This is a genomic window from Stieleria mannarensis, assembly GCF_014154935.1.
Taxonomy (GTDB): Bacteria; Planctomycetota; Planctomycetia; order Pirellulales; family Pirellulaceae; genus Stieleria; species Stieleria mannarensis.
Map to the genome: position 1 here is coordinate 99,487 of NZ_JACEHH010000013.1, position 18,710 is coordinate 118,196.

At 61.3% G+C, this 18,710-nt stretch carries 1 protein-coding gene; it reads left to right on the forward strand.

Annotated features, from left to right (window positions below; genetic code table 11):
* The first annotated feature begins 709 nt into the window (after positions 1-709).
* Positions 710-18,421 (forward strand): tandem-95 repeat protein, encoded by a 17,712-nt coding sequence (locus H1B37_RS11085; protein ID WP_286177626.1) that lies wholly within the window; start codon positions 710-712, stop codon positions 18,419-18,421.
* Positions 18,422-18,710 lie beyond the last annotated feature (289 nt).

An 18,710-nucleotide genomic window follows, 5' to 3' on the forward strand; every position in this document is an offset into this window, starting at 1 on the left:
GGATTCCGTGCGACAAAATGTGCCCGGTGTTCGCCGGCCCGGTAGACACTGCCTCCGGTAGACACTGCCCCCGGATGCGGGGTGGATGTCGATGCAGGTGGCAATCGCGGCGCAACCGTCGCGGGGCCGCGAATCGGTTCGAGTGCGCCCCGGGTGCGAGAAACCAGGTCGATCGATCGGTGAAGTTGCGTGCCAACGGCCATCTGTGGCGCATCTATAGGCACCGAAAAAACTGGATTGTCGGCAAACCCTCAGGCGGCAGCTGCCCCAAACAGGTGGGATCGATTGTCGGTCGCCCACCGGATGGATGAATCTGCGGAACTTTAGCGGCGTTGGGTCGTCCAACGTCGACGTTGGAGTGTAGCGAGAGTACCGATTTCCCGGGATTTCTCGTGCCGGAGCCACCTGAACGGGAGGGCGTCGGATTATCTCATTCCAGCGTTCGCACCGTCATGATCGGCAGGGTCGACCCCCGAAAAATGGCTGCGATGACCGCGGAGCACGCATTTATTTGCGGGTTTTTTCGGTCGAACTATACTCGGCTCTCGTTTCTCGCCCGTCCTCCAGGTCGAGGAGCGACTTGTCATTTTGCCTTGTTTTTTGGGCGGTTTTTTGAACCCGAGATCGCCCGACCCACAACACGATTGTCCACCCCCACCGGCCGGTCTGAGGCGTCAAGCAACCGCTCGACGTACACAGCAACGCCCCCATGAAGGTCTGGTCTATGACTTCGCGTGAGCGAAAGAACTCAACGTCCAACAGTGCTCCCCAGGACGTCATCGAGTCGAACATCATTGAGTCACGTTCTGCCGCACCCGTTGTTTCCGGTCGAAGCAAAAAACGACGTTCATCCAAGCCGCGGGAGTTGCGGCGACGTCAGTTGTTCGAATCGCTGGAGTCACGACAGTTGCTGGCCGGTCCCCAGTTGATCGGGATTCAGCCCAATGAGGGCGCGTTGATCACCGACGGTAGCGTGCGCGATTCCTCGCCACGAGTGTTGACGTTCGGGTTTGACGAAGACCAGGTCCTGGACACGGCAACGTTTGACGGCATCCAGATCACGCGCGCCGGCGAGGACGGGCAACTGGGCACGGCCGACGACGTGCCGGTCGAACGCGGTCTGGTCACCCTGGGCGATCCCAATCAGAACGAGGTGGTGGTTCGATTTGCCGAGTCGTTGCCCGATGACGATTACCGCATCGAAGTCTTCGGGTTCGACGACATCGGTCTGGGCGTGACCGGGCTCCGCAACGCGTCGGGCGAGTTGTTCGTTCCCAGCGATCCGGCACAACGTAGCGAGCGGATCGATTTCAAGCTCAGCCTCGGTGCGCTGGTCGAATCGGTCGTGCCCCAGCCGGTGGTCCGCGATGCCAATGGTCAACTGCACCAAAACCGCAACGAGATCGTCGTCTATTTCAACGAGGATCCGTTGTTCGTCGAAGACGACGACAACGGCAATCCGACGCAGCGTTCGGCGGAGAATCCACGTTTTTATCAGTTGCTGTTCACGAAGGAGACGGTTCGCACGACGGACGACGAATTGTTCTTCCCGGACGAGGTCGTCTATGACGAAGCGACTCACACGGCGCGATTGTTTTTCAGTGACGACATCAACAATTTACCGGCCGTCGCCGCCGATGAATTGCACGAGGGCGGCACGTGGCGGCTGCGCATCGGCACGGCGGTCGACGACCGCGTCGATTTGATTTTGCCGCCGCGTCAGTTGTCCGTGCAGCCGACCGCCGTGACCGATTTCCAGCACGAGGGGCTGCGGGTCGAGTTTATCCTGAATCAGATCGGCGAATCGGCCAGCGGGCGCGAGGTCCGATTCATCAGCACCGGGTCGGGCGGTTTGTCGGTTTCCTTGGACGCCAGCAACAACGTGGTGTTTAACTTCGGACTGGCCGACCCCGCCGTGGATCCGCTGCCGACGGTCGATGAACTCAAAGCCGCCGTGGCGGCCACGCCTTCGGTGGCCGCGGTCCTGGCGATTCGATCGGAACGAAACGGCGATGTGAACGACGGCGGTGGTCTCGAACTGCCACGCAGCGTGATCGGTGCGCCGGCGCTGCAAATGACCGCCGTCGGCGACACGCTGACCACTTCGTTGGATGTCGGCATCTTCGGCCAAGACGACTCCATCACCAGTCTGGTCGTCGCCGAATCGATCGACCCGCAACCATTCCTGATCGAGTTGGCCGGCGGGAACGATGATCCCGGACACCGCGATCTTGAAGTCGGCGTCGATGGGCTGCGCGGTCACATCAATTCGAACTTTGGCCCCGATGCGCTCGATGGCATCACCGAGATTCCCTACAACTTTCAAGGGATTTTTGACAGCCAGGGTTCGACCGACTTTTTGAACCAAATCAACGCGCGGCAAAAGACTCGGATTCGAGAAGTGTTGAACCTGTGGGCGGCCGAACTGGGCGTCCAGTTCCGCGAGACCCTTGACGAAGGAATCACGTTTGCCGTTGGAGATACCAGTAATTTGCAGTTCCGCGCCAACACGACCCTGGTGCGGTCGGGGGCGGTCACCTCGGCGCTCAACGCGTCGCTACGGATCGATCCGACGTTTGCAGAATCGGCGATCGTGTTCAGCAACCAAGCGAACCTGAGCCTGGATTACGGCGAGGATTTCACCCGCAAGGCGGCCGCCGGTGTGGGCTTCCTGCTGGGGCTGGAACAAGCTTCGGAATTGCCCGCGCAAACCACGATGGCGCTGGATTTCCTGTTCCTCAACCAGAACATCGACACGCCGCTCTCGTCGGTCGATTTGGAGCCCGTGTTCCCCGGCAATTATGACGTCCAGCACGGTCAGTACCTGCACAATCCCGACAGCGTGGACATCGACCTGTACCGCTTCGAAGTCATCCTGGGTGACGAGGACAAGGTCGGAACGTTGACGGCCGAATCGTTCGCCGAGCGGTTGCCCGACAGCAGTTTGTTGGACACGACGCTGTCGTTGTTCGAAGAGACCCGTGCGTCGGTGGTCTCCGATCTCGGATTTGGTTCCACCCTCGGCGTGACCTTTGACGCCTTGATCACCGGGCGTGCGGGCAACGGGACCGAGGTGCGATTCATTCGATCCGACCGCGGGCTCGGTGACGACGAAATCCGCGTCAATCGTGTCTTCGATAGCTCGGGCAATCCGATCCCCAATGCGGTCTTGCTGGATCTGCCACGCAAGGGCGTTTTCATCAGCAGCGTGACGGCACAGCAAGTCGTCGATGCGATCAACAACGATCCGTTCGCCAGTTCGATCATTCGGGCGTCGGTGACCCTGGGTGATCCGGCTTCGGACATCAGCTCCGCCAGCGCCGCTCCCTTGCCGGTCCGGCTGGAGGGCGGTGGTCTGACCAAACTGGCACAAAACGACGATTACTTTAGCGAGGACTCGCGGATCATCGCCTCACTCGATGAAGGCGTTTACTACGTCGGGGTCTCCGCCAGCGGGAACGATCAATACGACCCGACGATTCCCGGCAGCGGTTACGGCGGTCGCACCCAGGGCGCGTACGAATTGCATCTGAAATTCGAACCGCTGGTCGACGAAGTGGACGTGATCCGTGATCGCGATAGCAATCGTGACGGTGTGCCCGGCACGCCGCTGGACGGTGACGGTGACGGCAACCCCGGTGGCGCGAACAATTTCTGGTTCCAAACGCGTCCGGAAAACCGGATCGTCAATTTCACCGACGACGGCGAGGCCGTCGTGGCCGGGCAAACGATCACGATCGTTTCCGGGACCGGCATCGCGCGGACCTACGAATTCGTCCCCACCGGCGGCCAACCGATCCCGGGAAATGTTCCGGTCTTCTACAGCGATGGGACCAGCGGGTTCCCGACCCCCAGCGGCAACTTGGCCTCGGCGCTCGCTTCGGCGATCAACTTCCGTCAGAACGAAACCGGCGTCTCGGTCCAACGCGTGGGCACCGGATTGGAGTTCAGCGGCGAGCGCAGCGTCGCGTTGTCCAACGGATTCCGCGCCGCGGTCGCGATCGGACGAAACATCTTCGTCGACAAGACCGCCGGGCCGAACGCCGACGGCAGCTTGGAAAACCCGTTCAACAACATTGCCAATTCCGATGTCGCCAATGCCTTTGATTCGGCGATCGAAGGTGACATCGTTCGGATCGTCGGAAACGGCGGGTTGGACGGCTTGGTGGAAACCGAAGTGGACAACTTCAGCTACCAGATCGGTCTGACCGATGTCGGCGGACGATCGCTCGAGGACGGCCGCACGATGGACGTTCCCCGTGGCGTCACGACGATGATCGATGCCGGCGCGATCCTGAAGCTCCGCGGATCCTACATCAACGTCGGCAGCAGCACGTTGCAGGTCGATCGCAGCGGCGGCGCGCTGCAGGTGCTCGGGGCGCCCCGGTTGGTCGAATTGAGCCTGGAAGGCGATCCGATTGCGACGACCCTGACCAGCGACGTCAATGAAGGCGTCGACGGATACGACGACGGTAGCGTCATCTTTACCAGCATTCGTGACTTGCGCGCCGATGCGGCCGCGGCCGGTGACAGCCCGGACGCTCAAGCCGGCGATTGGGGCGGTTTGATTTTCCGGCGCGACCTGGACCAATTCGAAGGTCGCCGCGATCTCGAAGACGAAGGGATCTTCCTGCAACGCGTCAATCACGCCGAGATCCGATACGGCGGCAGCAGCAACGTGTTGATCGACTCGGTGCAACAACTGGTCAACCCGATCCTGGTGATCAACCTGCGACCGACGATCACCTTCAACGAAATCACCTTCAGCGCCGACTCGGCGATCAGCGCCTCGCCGGACAGTTTCGAAGAAACGTCCTACCAGTCGCCACGATTCCAACAAGCCGGTGAGTTTACGGCCGACTACGATCGGATCGGGCCGGAGATCTATGACAACCTGTTGGTGGAAAACACGGTCAACGGTCTGTTCGTCAGAGTCCCGACGACCGCCACCCAAACGCCTCGCGAGATGACCGTCTCGGGCCGCTTTGACGACATCGATGTGGTGCACGTGTTGCCGGAAAACCTGGTCATCGCCAGCAAGCCCGGTGGATCGATCACCGACGGATTCGCACCGTCGCTGTCCTTGGTTTCGGCCCGCGAGCTGCCCGGCGGATCGCTGGCGGCGGGCACCTACGTCTACAAGATGACATTCGTCGATGAAGACGGGTTTGAATCGTTGGCCAGCATCGACGAATTCAGTTTTACCGTCAGCGACGACGACAGCAGCGTGGAATTGACCGCATTGCCGCTGATCAATCGTGGGACCGACTACGTCTCGCGTCGTCTGTACCGCGCCGAAGCCTCTGCGAATCCGGAGTTTCGGCTGGTCGCGGATCTGGGCGCCAGCGCGGCGTCGTTCATCGATGACTTGGCCTTGGACGCCGGATCACCGGGGTTGGTCACGTTGGATCTGAATCGAACCGGAACGCGTGGCCGTCTGGACGGATCGCTGGTGATGGATCCGGGCATCGTGATGAAACTCAGCGGTTCGCGGATCGAACTTCAACCCGGTTCGGTGATGCTGGCCGAAGGCGACGGCAGCAATCCGATCGTGATGACCAGTATCCGCGACGACCGATTCGGTGCCGGCGGAACGTTTGACACCAACAACGACGACGGATCGCCCGTTTTCCAGGCCCCCCAGCACGGCGATTGGGCCGGGATCTACGCCGGGCCGACCTCGTCGATCAGCATCGACAACGGCGTGGTCTCCTACGCCGGTGGGATCAGTCTGATCGAAGGCGGCGAAACGATCGGCTTCGTCCCGTTGCAGTTGCAGCAAGCCGACGGGCGGATCACCAACACCCGCTTCGAATTCAACGACAGCGGCCAGGACGGTGCCGGACCGCTGGGCCGCTTCGGACGTCTGGCGGTGGCCCCCTCGACGATCTTCGTCCGCGGCAGCCAGCCGGTGATCGTCGGCAACACCTTCATCGACAACGACGGTTCGATCATCGACATCGATTCCGACTCCTTGACCGCCGAGCGTGTGATCGACACCGGACGCGAAACCGGTTCGATCGATCGGATCAGCGAGCTGGACGACAACTTCGGGCCGATGATTCGTTTCAACCGCTACGATGACAATGACCTTCCGGGACTGGACCAGATCACCGGTCTGGAAATCCGCGGCGGGACGTTGACGACCGAGAGTGTTTGGGACGATACGGACATCGTTCACATGGTCTTCGATTCGATCATCGTGGACAACATCCACTCCGGCGGCGGGCTGAAACTCCGCAGCCGTGTCGACGAAAGTCTGGTCGTCAAACTCGGCGACCAGGACAATCCGCTGCTGACCGAACTCAGCAGCGGCCAAGGCACGCCCAACAGCGCGACGATCGGAACCGGATTGACCGCCTCGGGGACCCCCAACGACGCCATCGATCGCATCGGCGGCTCGATTTCGATCCTCGGTCTGCCGGATTCTCCCGTCGTTTTGACCAGTTTCCGCGACGATACCGTCGGTGCCGGTCTGACCCCCGAAGGCACTCAGTTCACCGACACCAACGGCGACAAGTCGAATTCGCGGCCCGAAGCAAACGACTGGCGAAGTATCTTGTTGGATCAGTGGAGCAACGATCGCAACGTCGATGTGATTCCCGAATTGGAACTGCCCACCGAGGTCGCGCCCGGTTTGAACGGCAGCGTCCAGAACGCACAGGTACTCGGCCAGCTGGCCAGCTCACTGACCGCCAGCGATGAAGTGCTGCGACTGGGTTTCGAAGTCGAAGGGTTCCTTAGCAATCCCGACGACGTCGACACCTACAGCTTCACGGGAACCCCGGGGACGGAGATCTGGGTCGACATCGACACGACCAGTTTTACCCTCGACTCGGTGATCGAATTGCTCGACGCCAACGGCAACGTGCTCGCCCGCAGCAATGACAGCGGTGATGAAATCGCCAACGGATCGACCGTGGAGGTCTTTGATCCGCGTCTGGAGGGCGTCACCACGTCGCTGCAGGCACGCGATCCGCAGTTCAGCGAGTTCGGCGTCGAAGGGGTGTACGAGGACTTTGAGACCACCAATCCTCGCGATGCCGGGATTCACTTCACGCTGACCGGCAACCCGACCAATCCGAATTCGCGGAGCACGTATTTCTTCCGCGTGCGGAGCGCTTCGATCAATCCCGATGACGCGACCGCGGGGCTGACCCGCGGCGGCTATCGATTCCAGGTGCGATTGACCGAAGACCAGGAATTCCCGGGCAGCGTGGTGCGGTACTCCGACATCCGTTACGCCAACCACGGGGTTCACGTCCAGGGCCTGATGGGGACCTCGCCGTTGCTCGGTGAAGCGAGCGAAAACGAGGCGGCCGATCCGTTCAACGCCGACAACGACCAGATCAGCCCGCCGGTGTTGATCGACACGACGACCAACAGCACGGAGAACCCGTCGCAACGGGCGCAGTATCTGGGCAACATTGTCGAAAATCGCAACAACGTGATCAGTGTTGCCGGCGAATTGTCGTTCTCCGGTGACGTCGACTTTTATCAGATCGATCTGCAGAACGATGACATCGATAACGCGATTCGGTCGATGATCTTTGACATCGATTACGCCGCCGGATTCAACCGGCCGGACACCAACATCAGTGTCTTCTATGACCCCGACGGAGAGTTCAGCGAAGCGCTCGAACCGCGGCTGATCCTGTTCGGCACCGATAGCAACGTCTTGGACGACCTGACCAGCCCGAACGGTGAAAACGACGGCTCGGAAAAACTTTCACGCGGTTCGATTTCGACCGGCGACCCGTTGATCGGTCCGGTCACCTTGCCCGAGGGCACCTACTACGTGGCAGTCACCGGGGCGGGCGTCGAGCCGGTCGCGCTGACGTCGTCTCAGTTTGTCCGTCGCGAGCCGATCAACTCGGTTCGCCGGATCGTCGAGCAACGCTTTGATGCAGGGGAAGAACCCAGCACCGCCGGCGGACCGGTGGTTCCCGACTTCTTCACCAGCGTGGACATCGCGGCCAGCGAGTTCGAATTGGCCGGGGACGGGATGTTCGGTCACGGCAAACCCGGTCACTTTGACGGGTCCAGTGGGCCGTCACAGAACTTCAACCCGGTCTTCAGCGAGGTCTTTGTCGCCGGCGGTGATGCCGCCGAATTTGCGATCGGAGGGATCGGCCCGGCCGACCTGGACGCGCTGAACTGGTCGCTCGATGACAACATCGAAATCGGCGGCGACTTTGTCTTCAACAGTTCCGACAACACCTCCACGTCGATCCCACACGTGTCGATCAACGGCACCCTGGGTGGTGATCGTTCGGACCTGTATCAGTTCACCGTCGACACCGACAACGCACGTGTGATCTTGGATATCGATGACGGTCACAGTTTCGTCAACGAGTTGGATCCCGATTCGGAGAACATCGTCTTCGTCCCCGATCCGACCAGCGTGGACACGACGATGTACCTGTTCCGCCAGGACCCGGTGACCGGACGCTACGTCCAGGTCTTTTCCAACACCCTGTCGTCGACTCTGGACGGACGCAGCGGCAGTAACAGTGTGCTGGACCCGTTCTTCGATAGCGCCGCGTTCGGAACGCCCAACCTGCAGGCCGGCACCTACGTCGTTGCAATCGCACAGTCTCAAGTGAACGTTTCGGTCGACACCAACACCGGTGCGATCACGACCGCCAACACCGATCCGTTGTTCGGGCCGCTTGATTATCGCCTGCACGTTTCGGTGGAAGACCACCTGTTGCCGCAAGGGCTGTTTGGCAACCAAACCCTGCAATACGACCGTCTGGCCACCACGGATCCGTCGACGATCACCAGTCAACCGTTTGATCTGAGCGGCTACGTCGACGTCGACATGCCGACGTTCTACTTCAATTATCGCTTCGATCCGTTCGTCGATGGGGCGTTCAATTCCGACAGCGTCCAGATCCGGATTTTCAGCAACGAAAACCAGGCCGGGCGGGTGATCGCCAACAACGGCAATTTGGTGGCCGACGACACCTGGTTCCAATTCCGCGAAGACATCGGCGATTTTGCCGGTGACACGGGGATCCGCGTGGAGGTGACGTACACGCCGGTCGCGGGAGCCAGCGTGGAGAACGACGGGCTGCTCTTGGACGACTTCATTGTCGGGTTCGCCGAACGCGGTGAAACAATCTTCAACACTCCCGGCGGCACCGATGAATTCACCGGTTTCGGATCCGGTGGTGCGGGCGAATACCAGCTCGAAACACGGCCGGCCACCCCGTATGCGGCTTCGGTCGGGTTCGGAACCGTGGATTTGGTCGAGGACTTCGACACCAATGACCGCCACAACCAGTCGTTCACAATCGTCGCTCCGCAAGGCAGCCAGCTTTCCGACGGCGACACGTTCACCCTGGGCGATGGGGCGTCGATTCAAACCTTTGAATTCACCACCACCCCCGGCACGGTCCAATTCGGACACACACCGGTGTTGTTCAACACGGGCGATTCGCCGGCGCAAATCGCCCAGGCGATCCGAACCGCGATCACCCAGCAAACCGGGATCGACATCGAGGCCTCTTCGTCGGCCGGTCAAGACAACGAAACGTTGACCGACGGCCGATTGTCGCTCTCGGGCAGCGCCCGGGGCAGTTTCATCGCGATTGACTCGGTCGCCGATGCACCGCCGGCCGGGACCGCACTGACACGCGATGCCGACGGCCATCTGCTGTTGCCCGCGATCCTGCACGACGGTTTTGGTGACTCCAACTACGTGCGGACCCAGGGGCAAGTGATCATCGATTCAAACACGATCAGCGATGTCCGGGCGATCGGCGTGTGGGCCGAACCGGGCGTTCGCGACATCGATCCCGAAGACGTGCGGGACAACGACTTCTCCTTCGGCACCCCGACGTTCCTGCCGTTGATCGACGGCAACCATCCGTTCCTGCAGTTCCCGCCGGTGGGAAATGCCTATCCGGGTTACGCGCGGAACCTGCCGATCCTGAACGATTCGGTGCTCGGCGGCTTGGCTCCGGGGATCGTGGTTTCCAACAACACGATTGACCAGGCGGGTTACTCCGGTGTCAAGGTCGACGGAGAAACCGCGCCGTTCGTGCTGGACGTCTTTGACATGATCGAAGTGGCCGCGCTGGATCCGAACATCGCCGGAGCGGGCAACCGGACCATCCTCGAAGGGGCGTTGCTGACCATCGATGCGGGCGGCACCCGCGTGACGTTTGAATTTGAAGAGATCGATGGCGTCGGCGGACCGACCGGTTCGGGAACCCAAGGCGGCAACGGTGTCCGCGACGGCCACGTGCCGATTTACTACCGTGAAGACACCGCGTCGGGTTACAACCGCACCAACGCGATCGATCGTGTTTCGTATTCGTCGATCGAATTGGCCACGTCGATCATGCAGTCCATCCAGGGAAGCATTCTGGTGACCAACGGATTGGTCGAGTTGGTGACGCCGACGATCGGGCCGTCTCCGTTCCGTCGCAACCGCGCGTTCGAATTCTTGCAGCAAACGCCGATGAGCTTTGACAGCGCGGCGGTTTATCTGCAAGGTGCCAGTCAGGTGTACTTCCGCGGCAGCCAAAACGCGTTCGATATCACCCAGGCGCCGGTCGCCGAGTCGGTGCAACCGTTCGCGCGGATCGTCAACAACACGATTTACGGATCCGACGGGTTGGAAAGTTTGAATCCGCAGGCCGATGCTGAATCCAACGATGTCCTGGCCGATGCGATCGACACCAAGGTCGGCCCCAGCCACCGCAATGTCTACACCAGCACGGCGGTCCTGGGCGACAACGTCGGCCCGCTGGGACCGGACGGCGACGTCGACTTCTACCGCGTCAATTTGGACCTCGGAGACCGCCTGGTCGTCGACATCGATACCGTCGCGGGCGGTGCGAACACGGCAGTCCAGATCTTCAACGAACTGGGCGAACGTCAGTCCTTTGACGACGAGAACGGCGACGAGGCGCTGGTCAGTCTGTCGGCCACCGCGCCGGACCACCTGGATCCGGCATCGACCGGTTTGGCTGGCGGTTTGGTCCAAGACGACGTGAACGCGCGAGACCCCTTCATCGATTTCTTCGCGCCCAAGAAAGGTGTCTACTACGTCGCGGTCAGCGCCGACAGCAATCTGAACTTCGATCCCAACGCCATTTCCGGCCGCAGCGGCAACACCGCCGATTTGGGCACGTACACGATCAACCTGGAAACCTACGCCCCACGGACGCACGTGATCAGCGCCGACACGGGGCGGGCGACCGGCATGGTCGGCTCGGACGTGATCGGAACCACCTTTGTGATCACCCAGGTCGCCGATCTGCCGCCCAACTTCATCGTCGGCGGCGTCACCAACGCGCGGACATTCGAGTTTGTCCCGTTGGGCGGTGCGGCGCAGGCCGGGAATGTTCCGATCGAGGTCGGTGATACCAACCAGGCGGAAGATTTCCTGCCGGACATCATGCGGGCGATCAGCGACGCGATCGAACCGCGCGTCGGCAACGCACGTGTGCTGTACGGCGCCAACGGCCATCCGTTGCCCAACAACGACACGCTGGCGGTTCCCGGACCGATCGCACGCGTTCGTGCCACGGCGCTTGGCGGCTATGAAAGCGACAACCAAGGTATTGTCAACACGACCCGCCGCGGACTCGAAAACGGCGTGCTGATGACCCACCGCGACGGTATCGGCAATTTGAACGATCACGACTTCCACAACACGACGATCTTGAATCAAGACACGATCGGTTATGGTCACAACCGCCGGACGACGGCCGGTGCGGGAACGACGGAAAACTTTGTGTTCGTCGAAAACGCCGCCAAGATCGAACTCAGTCCCGAAGCGATCGCGGCCGGTCTGCGACTCGATCCGGCACCCGGATTCGACATCGATCAGGTGATCAACGAAACCGGGATCATGGTGACCGCCGGTGCCAGCCCCGCGATCTTGAACAACGTGCTGCTGAACCTGCACGAAAGCGTGGTCGTGGAAGAGACCCACAGCCAGGGATTCAGTTCGACCGCGTTCGACCAACAGGCCAAACCGATGGAGGTCGTGGTCGTCGGCAGCGTGTTCCAGTACGACGAACCGGAAGCCCCCGTCTTTACCGATGCACCGTTGGTCATCGTCGGACACACCACCGACGCCAACAAAGGGCCGAGCAACGTCAACGGGGGAACCGACGATTTCAATTTGACCAACCCCGATGCCGCCGTGACGTTGGTCAACCCGGGCGGAGACAACTTCCTGCCCGCCCCGTTCTCGTCGGTCATCGACAGCAACGTCGATTCGCTGCGTGAACGCAGCGCGTTGTCCAGTTTGCGTGAATCGATCGGGCTGCCGATCAGCAACGTGCTTGCTCCCCTGCGTGACGTGACCGGAATCAAGCGAGCCGACAACCCGCTGTATCCCAACACCGGTCAGGGTTCGTCCATCTTCGGTGACCGCGGTTCGGTGGAATTGGCCGATCTGGTCGGTCCCGTCGCGATCGCCGAGGCACCTCGGGACAACGATGCCGAAGGCATCGACAGCGACCCCAACATCAGCTTCATCAATCTGGAAAGCGGCGTCTATGAACAGTTCCGGATCCAGCTCCGTGACTCCGGCGATTCGTCCGATCCGTTCACCGGTTCGGGGATCGACAACAGCACGATCGTCGTCTCGGAAATTCCGGGCGTCCGCTCCAGCGGTGCGAATATCACGCTGTTTGAAGACGATCGGTTGCTGACCGAAGGCATCGATTACACCTTCAACTATGACGAAACGAAAAACACGATCACGCTGACACCGCTGGCCGGGATCTGGAACGACGATCGCGCGTACCGAATCGAGATGAACAATCGGGACCGCACCGTTTTGATCGCCCCCACGGCCGACCAGATCAACGACGGCGACCAGATCGCTATCACCGACAGCAACGGTGGCAAAGTCGTGTTCGAGTTCGAATCCGGCTTTGTGATTCAAATGCCCGAGGTGCTGACGGTCGAGGTCCCGGTGGAAGGAACCAACCAGGGCGGTTTGATCGACGGAGGGATCTTCACGATCAATGACGGGGTCAATCCGGTCGCCGTGTTTGAGTTCGATCTGGACGGCACGACGTTGCCCAGCAGCATTCCGGTCAGTTTGCCGACCACGCCGACGCCCAGCGAACCGGACGAATTGGATGTGTTCCGTAACACGATCGCTCAAAACATCGTCGACGCGATCCAGGGCGTCCTCGCCGACCCGCTGGTCGACCTGAACGTCAGTGTGGGCGTGGACGGGCCACGCGTGCTCATCGGTTCGGAGCCGAACACCCGGATCGATGTCGCGACCAGCGGTTTGGACAACGCACCGCGGACGCTGGGCTTGGAAGTCCCGTCGGCCGGTGCCGACGTCGGCGGTGTGCAAGTGGGAGAAACCTTCACCGTTAACGACGGCTCCTTCAGCCAAGGGTTCGAGTTCGTCGACGCCACCAGCCCGACCCCGGCTCCCGGTTTCATCGGCATCAACATCGACCCGATCCCCGGGCCGCCTTCGGTGCCGCTCAATGCCGCCCAGGTCGCCAATGCCGTGCAAAACGCGATCTTGAATTCGGCGCTGGAATTGACACCGACCATCATCGGAACGACGGTGTACCTGGATCTGCCCACCACCGGATCGGCGACGGTTCCGTCGGGACAACTGCGTCCGGTCGGAGTCAGCCGCACACCGGGCGATGGGGACCTGATCACCTTCACGCCCAACGACGGCAGTGATCCGGTGATCTTTGAGATCAATCGCACCGATGAACGCGATTCAAACGGCAACGTCTTTGACGACGGGGTGTCCGATCAGAACCACATTCCGATCGACATCAACCGTTTGACGACCGGCAACGAATTGGCGGCGATCGCGGCCGGCGAAATCCAAGCCCGCTCGATCCCGGGTTTGTCGGCCAACGACGTCAACCCGATCAACGGCGGAATCCTCAAGATCGGGGGACAGCCCGGATTGCTGTTGGCGGTTTCCGGCACCAGCTTGGAAGTCGTCGGATCACCGGACGTGACCGGTCCGTCGACGCTGCAGATTTTCGGACCGCTGTTGCTGTCGGTTCCGTTCACCGCGCCCAACGATGGTGACACCTTCACCATCTTGGACAACGGCGGCACCCCGGTCAGTTTCGAATTCGATTCCAACAACATCTTGAACAATCCCAACGCGGTGCGAATTCTGTTCTCGCGGTTTGATGATCAAGACACCATTGCCGGATCGGTCGTCACCGCGATCAACGGTTCCACCGTCGGGCTGACGGCCACCTACCTGGGCGGCGGCACGATCTCGCTGGGACTGATCCCGTCCTCGCGCGTCGACGTGTCGAACACCTCGCTGACCAGTCGGCGAGGGATCGTCAGCGATGGTGAGCGGATCACGATCACCCAGGGCAACCAGTCGGTGACCTATGAATTTGAGTCGTCGGTCAACGGAGGCGGCGTGAGCGGCAGCAACGTGCCGGTCCCGTTCGAACCCGGATCGACCCAACTGGCGGTCTCGCAAAGTCTGGCCGCCGCGATCACCAACAATCCGGGCGGATTGAACCTCAGCGCGGCGGTGGAATTCGATACCTCGGTCAGCCCGCCGGCGCCGTTGGTGGCACTGCAAGACCTGCCCGGCACGGTCGTCGACGTGACCGCCGCTCCGTCACTGATTCTGACCGGCGTCCCCGGTGGTGCGATCCCGATCAGCATCTCGCCGGCCGACACCCCGTTCGACATCAAGCAGGCGATCCTCTCGGCCGTCAACTCGGTCAATCGGGGACCCGCCGGCGAGGTCACGAGTCTGGCGGCACAGGACCGCGGCGGCGCGACCCTGTTCGTCGAAAACGGTGTGCTGATTGAAGGGCCGTTGACGAGCTACTTCCTGCCGGCCATTCGCGACATCCAGGGCAACGCGTTGGAAGCCAACCGGACCGACAATACGACTCAGTTCACGATCTTGATGCCCACGGTGGGCCTGGATTTCGGTGATGCACCCGATCCCGTGCTCAACATTCCCGGGCGCTACCCGACTCGCCTGGTCAACGACGGGGCGCGTCACGTGGTGACCGATGGGTTGTTCCTGGGCACGACCATCGACGCCGACCTGGACGGACAATCCTCCGTCGCAGCCGACGGGGATGATGCGCTGACCGGTGTTTCCACCACCGGCACCCTGTTCTCGGTGACCACGGTCAACGGTTCGACGGCGGTCAACGTGAACATCGCGACGGTCGATCCGACCACCCGCGACGGAGATACGATCACGATCAACACCGGCGTCCGGACCGCGACGCTGGAGTTCGATCTGAACGGGCGCTTCGACGAAGACCACTATGCGATCCAGCCCACCGATCCGACGTCCGTCGATTCGATCCTGCAGGCCATCGCCGACGCGATCGCCGAGAGTCCGGTGGAGCCGGCGTCGATCGAATTGGTCGCCACCAGCATTGTGATCAGCGGCGACGACGAAGACGGCGTGTCCTTCTCCAGCTATCAAAACCCCAGCGGGGTGTTCAACTCCAACGTGGTCACGCCGATCACCTTCACGGTGACCGGCAGCGGGATCCTGCAAGGCTGGATCGACTACGACGGCGACGGCGACTGGAGCGAGAATGAAGCGATCGCGTTCTTCGACCCCGGTGCCGATCCGAAGACCGCGATGCCGCGAACCTCGTTGGCTCTGACCGGTGACGGAACACGTTCGTTCACCTTCGACACCTATGTCCCCGATTCGGCGCCCGCACCGTTGTTTCCGACCTTCACCACCGCGCGATTCCGATTCTCACGAACCGGAAACCTCTCGCCGGTCGGATTGTCTCTCAGCGGCGAAGTCGAAGACTATCAAGTCTTGTTGCTCAACGGTGAGCCGCCCCAGCTCAACGCGAATACCACCACGCGACGGTTCACCGTCGACGAAGGCCAAGTCCTGCAGGCGTTGGATATCGACGGAAATCTGACCCCGGCGGTGCCATCGGACGACGGATTGTTGGTCGGGGTGTTCGATCGAGACGGCGATCCCGTGTCGATCTTGCCCGAAGACGCCACCGTCCGTGACCTGTTCACCGAAGACGGCACGTTTGCCGGCGAATTGGATCTCGACACCAACGGGACCTTCACATTCCGCCCGGAAGAGAACTTCAACGGCAGCATCTCGTTCCAGGCGCGTGTGACGGACATCAAAGCGAATCCGGCCGAGCAACTGGTCAACGATACGGCGATCACCGTGACGATCGATGTGTTGCCGGTCAACGACAAACCCTTTGCGACCGCAACCGATGTGATCACCGACGCGACGATCGACGAAGACGAGGTCACGATCTTCACCGCCGAAGAGTTGATCGATCCGTTCTACGCGGCCGGACCGGACAACGAACTTAACCAACAGCTGATCTTCCAATCGGTCAGCAGCCAGAACCTGGGCGATTCGATTTCCGCTCTCGGCGGGATCCTGGAAATCCTGCCCGACGGACGCAGCGTGCGTTACACGCCGCCGACCGACTACAACGGCAGCGTTCCGGATGTGTTCAACTTCGTCGTCGCCGACGTCCCGGGCGGCAATTTGATCCCGTTGGCGGCCGACAAGCCCGGCACCGTGTCGATCCAGATCAACGCGGTCAACGATCCGCCGATCGCCGGGGATGATTTCTTCAATGCCGTCGAAGACGAAAACCTGACGATCGCCATCAACGGCAGCGGTTTGATCGTCGGCATCCTGGACAATGACCGTCCCGGCCCGCAGAACGAAATCGATCCGCCGGAAAGTCAGACCATCAGTCTGCCCGTAGGCCAATTCCCGCTGACGACCGATCGAGGTGGGATTGTCCGGTACGTTGACGGGCCGACCCCACAATTGGTCTACACCCCGCCGGGATTGTACAGCGGTCCGGACGGCTTCCGTTATCGCATCGTCGACGACCAAGGGGCCGAATCGACCGGGTTGGTGTCGCTCGATGTCGGTGGCGAAAACGACGCCCCGATCTTCCAAGGTGTCGACGGCGTAAGGGACCCGCAGAACAATCCGGTCGATGTGATCTCGTTGCCCGAAAGCAAACCGAACGCGGAATCCACCGTTTACGATCTGGATACCTGGTTCACCGACCCGGAAAACGACACGCTGTCCTACCAGGTCACCAGCAGCAACCCAGCGATCGTGCAGGTCAATCTGCAAGGCAGTACGTTGACGCTGACCCGACCGGCGTTCGCCTTCGGCACGGTCGCATTGACCGTCCAGGCCTTCGACGGCAACGTGACGACCGAGCAAGAGGTCACCGTTTCGATCATCAACGAAAACGATTCCCCACTGGTCATCGGGTCGCTCGACCCGCTGGTCGGTAACGAAGACGAAACGACGCGTCGTGAATTGACGAACGTTTTCAGTGATCCCGACAATGACAATCTGACCTACGTCGTGGCGCGTCTCGGTTCGATCGTTCGCCCCACGGATGCTCAGATCGCCGACCACCCACTGATCAGTTCCATTGATTTCGACGGCGACCAAATCGTCATCACCCCGAAAGCGGATCAATCCGGCGAGGTCGCGATCGAAATCGAAGCCAGCGACGGCGCGTTCCGCGTCAGCGACAGCTTCACGTTCACGGTCAATCCAGTGCCGGATGCCCCGGTCGCCGTCGCGGACAGTTACAACGTCGCGATCGGATCCACCCTACGCATCCTCAATCCGGCCAACGGCTTGCTGCGAAACGACTTCGATGCCGACGGCGATCCGATTTCGGTCGACCTGAGCACGGTCACGCCGCCGTCGCGGGGAACGTTGGATCTGAACGCCGACGGAACGTTCACCTACACCAGCAACTCCGGTGACGTCGGCTCGGTCGATACCTTCACCTATCGAGTGGTCGATGCCCCCTCCGGCGGTTCGCCGCGGTTTAGCGAGTTCCGCACCGTGACACTCACGCTCACGCAGTCGAGTTACCAGAACCCGATCCGGGGCATGGAATCCGATGTGACGGCCGACGGAAACGTCTCGCCGATCGACGCCCTGCGGGTGATCAACTTCCTGGCACGGCGTGCACCGGCTTCCGGACAAGTCCCGGTCGCCGAGATCGGCACGCCGCCGCCGGACTTCTACGACGTCGACGGGAACGGCTTCGTCAACCCGGCCGATGCGCTGCTGGTGATCAACACACTCGCGCTGCGACAATCCGGAATTCAGGCCGAAGGCGAACAGGTTGGCCGAGAACTTTCGGCCGCCAGCACCGTTTCCTTTGCAACCGCCAACTCGGACTTCCTGCCGGCGACCAACATCGAACGACCGATCCAGAGCGAGCCGCAAGCGGCAACGATCGCCGATTCGACCGATGCCTTGCTGACCGCCGGCATCAACATCCAGCCGGTCGCCTCGCAGGAAGCCGAAGCCGTTTTGATCGACAGCCAGACCGAGACGCCCAGCGAGGAAACGATCGATCACGCCATGGCGGATCTGTTGGCCGAGCTGGATGGTTCGTTCCAATGATCACACTGCCGATCGCCGATGCGGCGGCCAGTTCGGCCGCCGGCGGTCGATGAAAGTCACCAAGGTGATTTTCGCCAACCCAATCGCCGGCGGTTTGTCGGCCCCTCGCCCCTTATTATACTAAACGCCTGCACCCCCAAAGGCTTCGCTCGTGACGATTCGCTTGCACTCCCTGATGCGACCCCATCGCATTGCAAACGAGCCCCACCGCGTCCCTTTCGGCCGCGCCCGGCCCTTGCGATCGCGCTCGGCCCCGCGCGAGCGATTGACGATTTCCTGCTGGATTTGA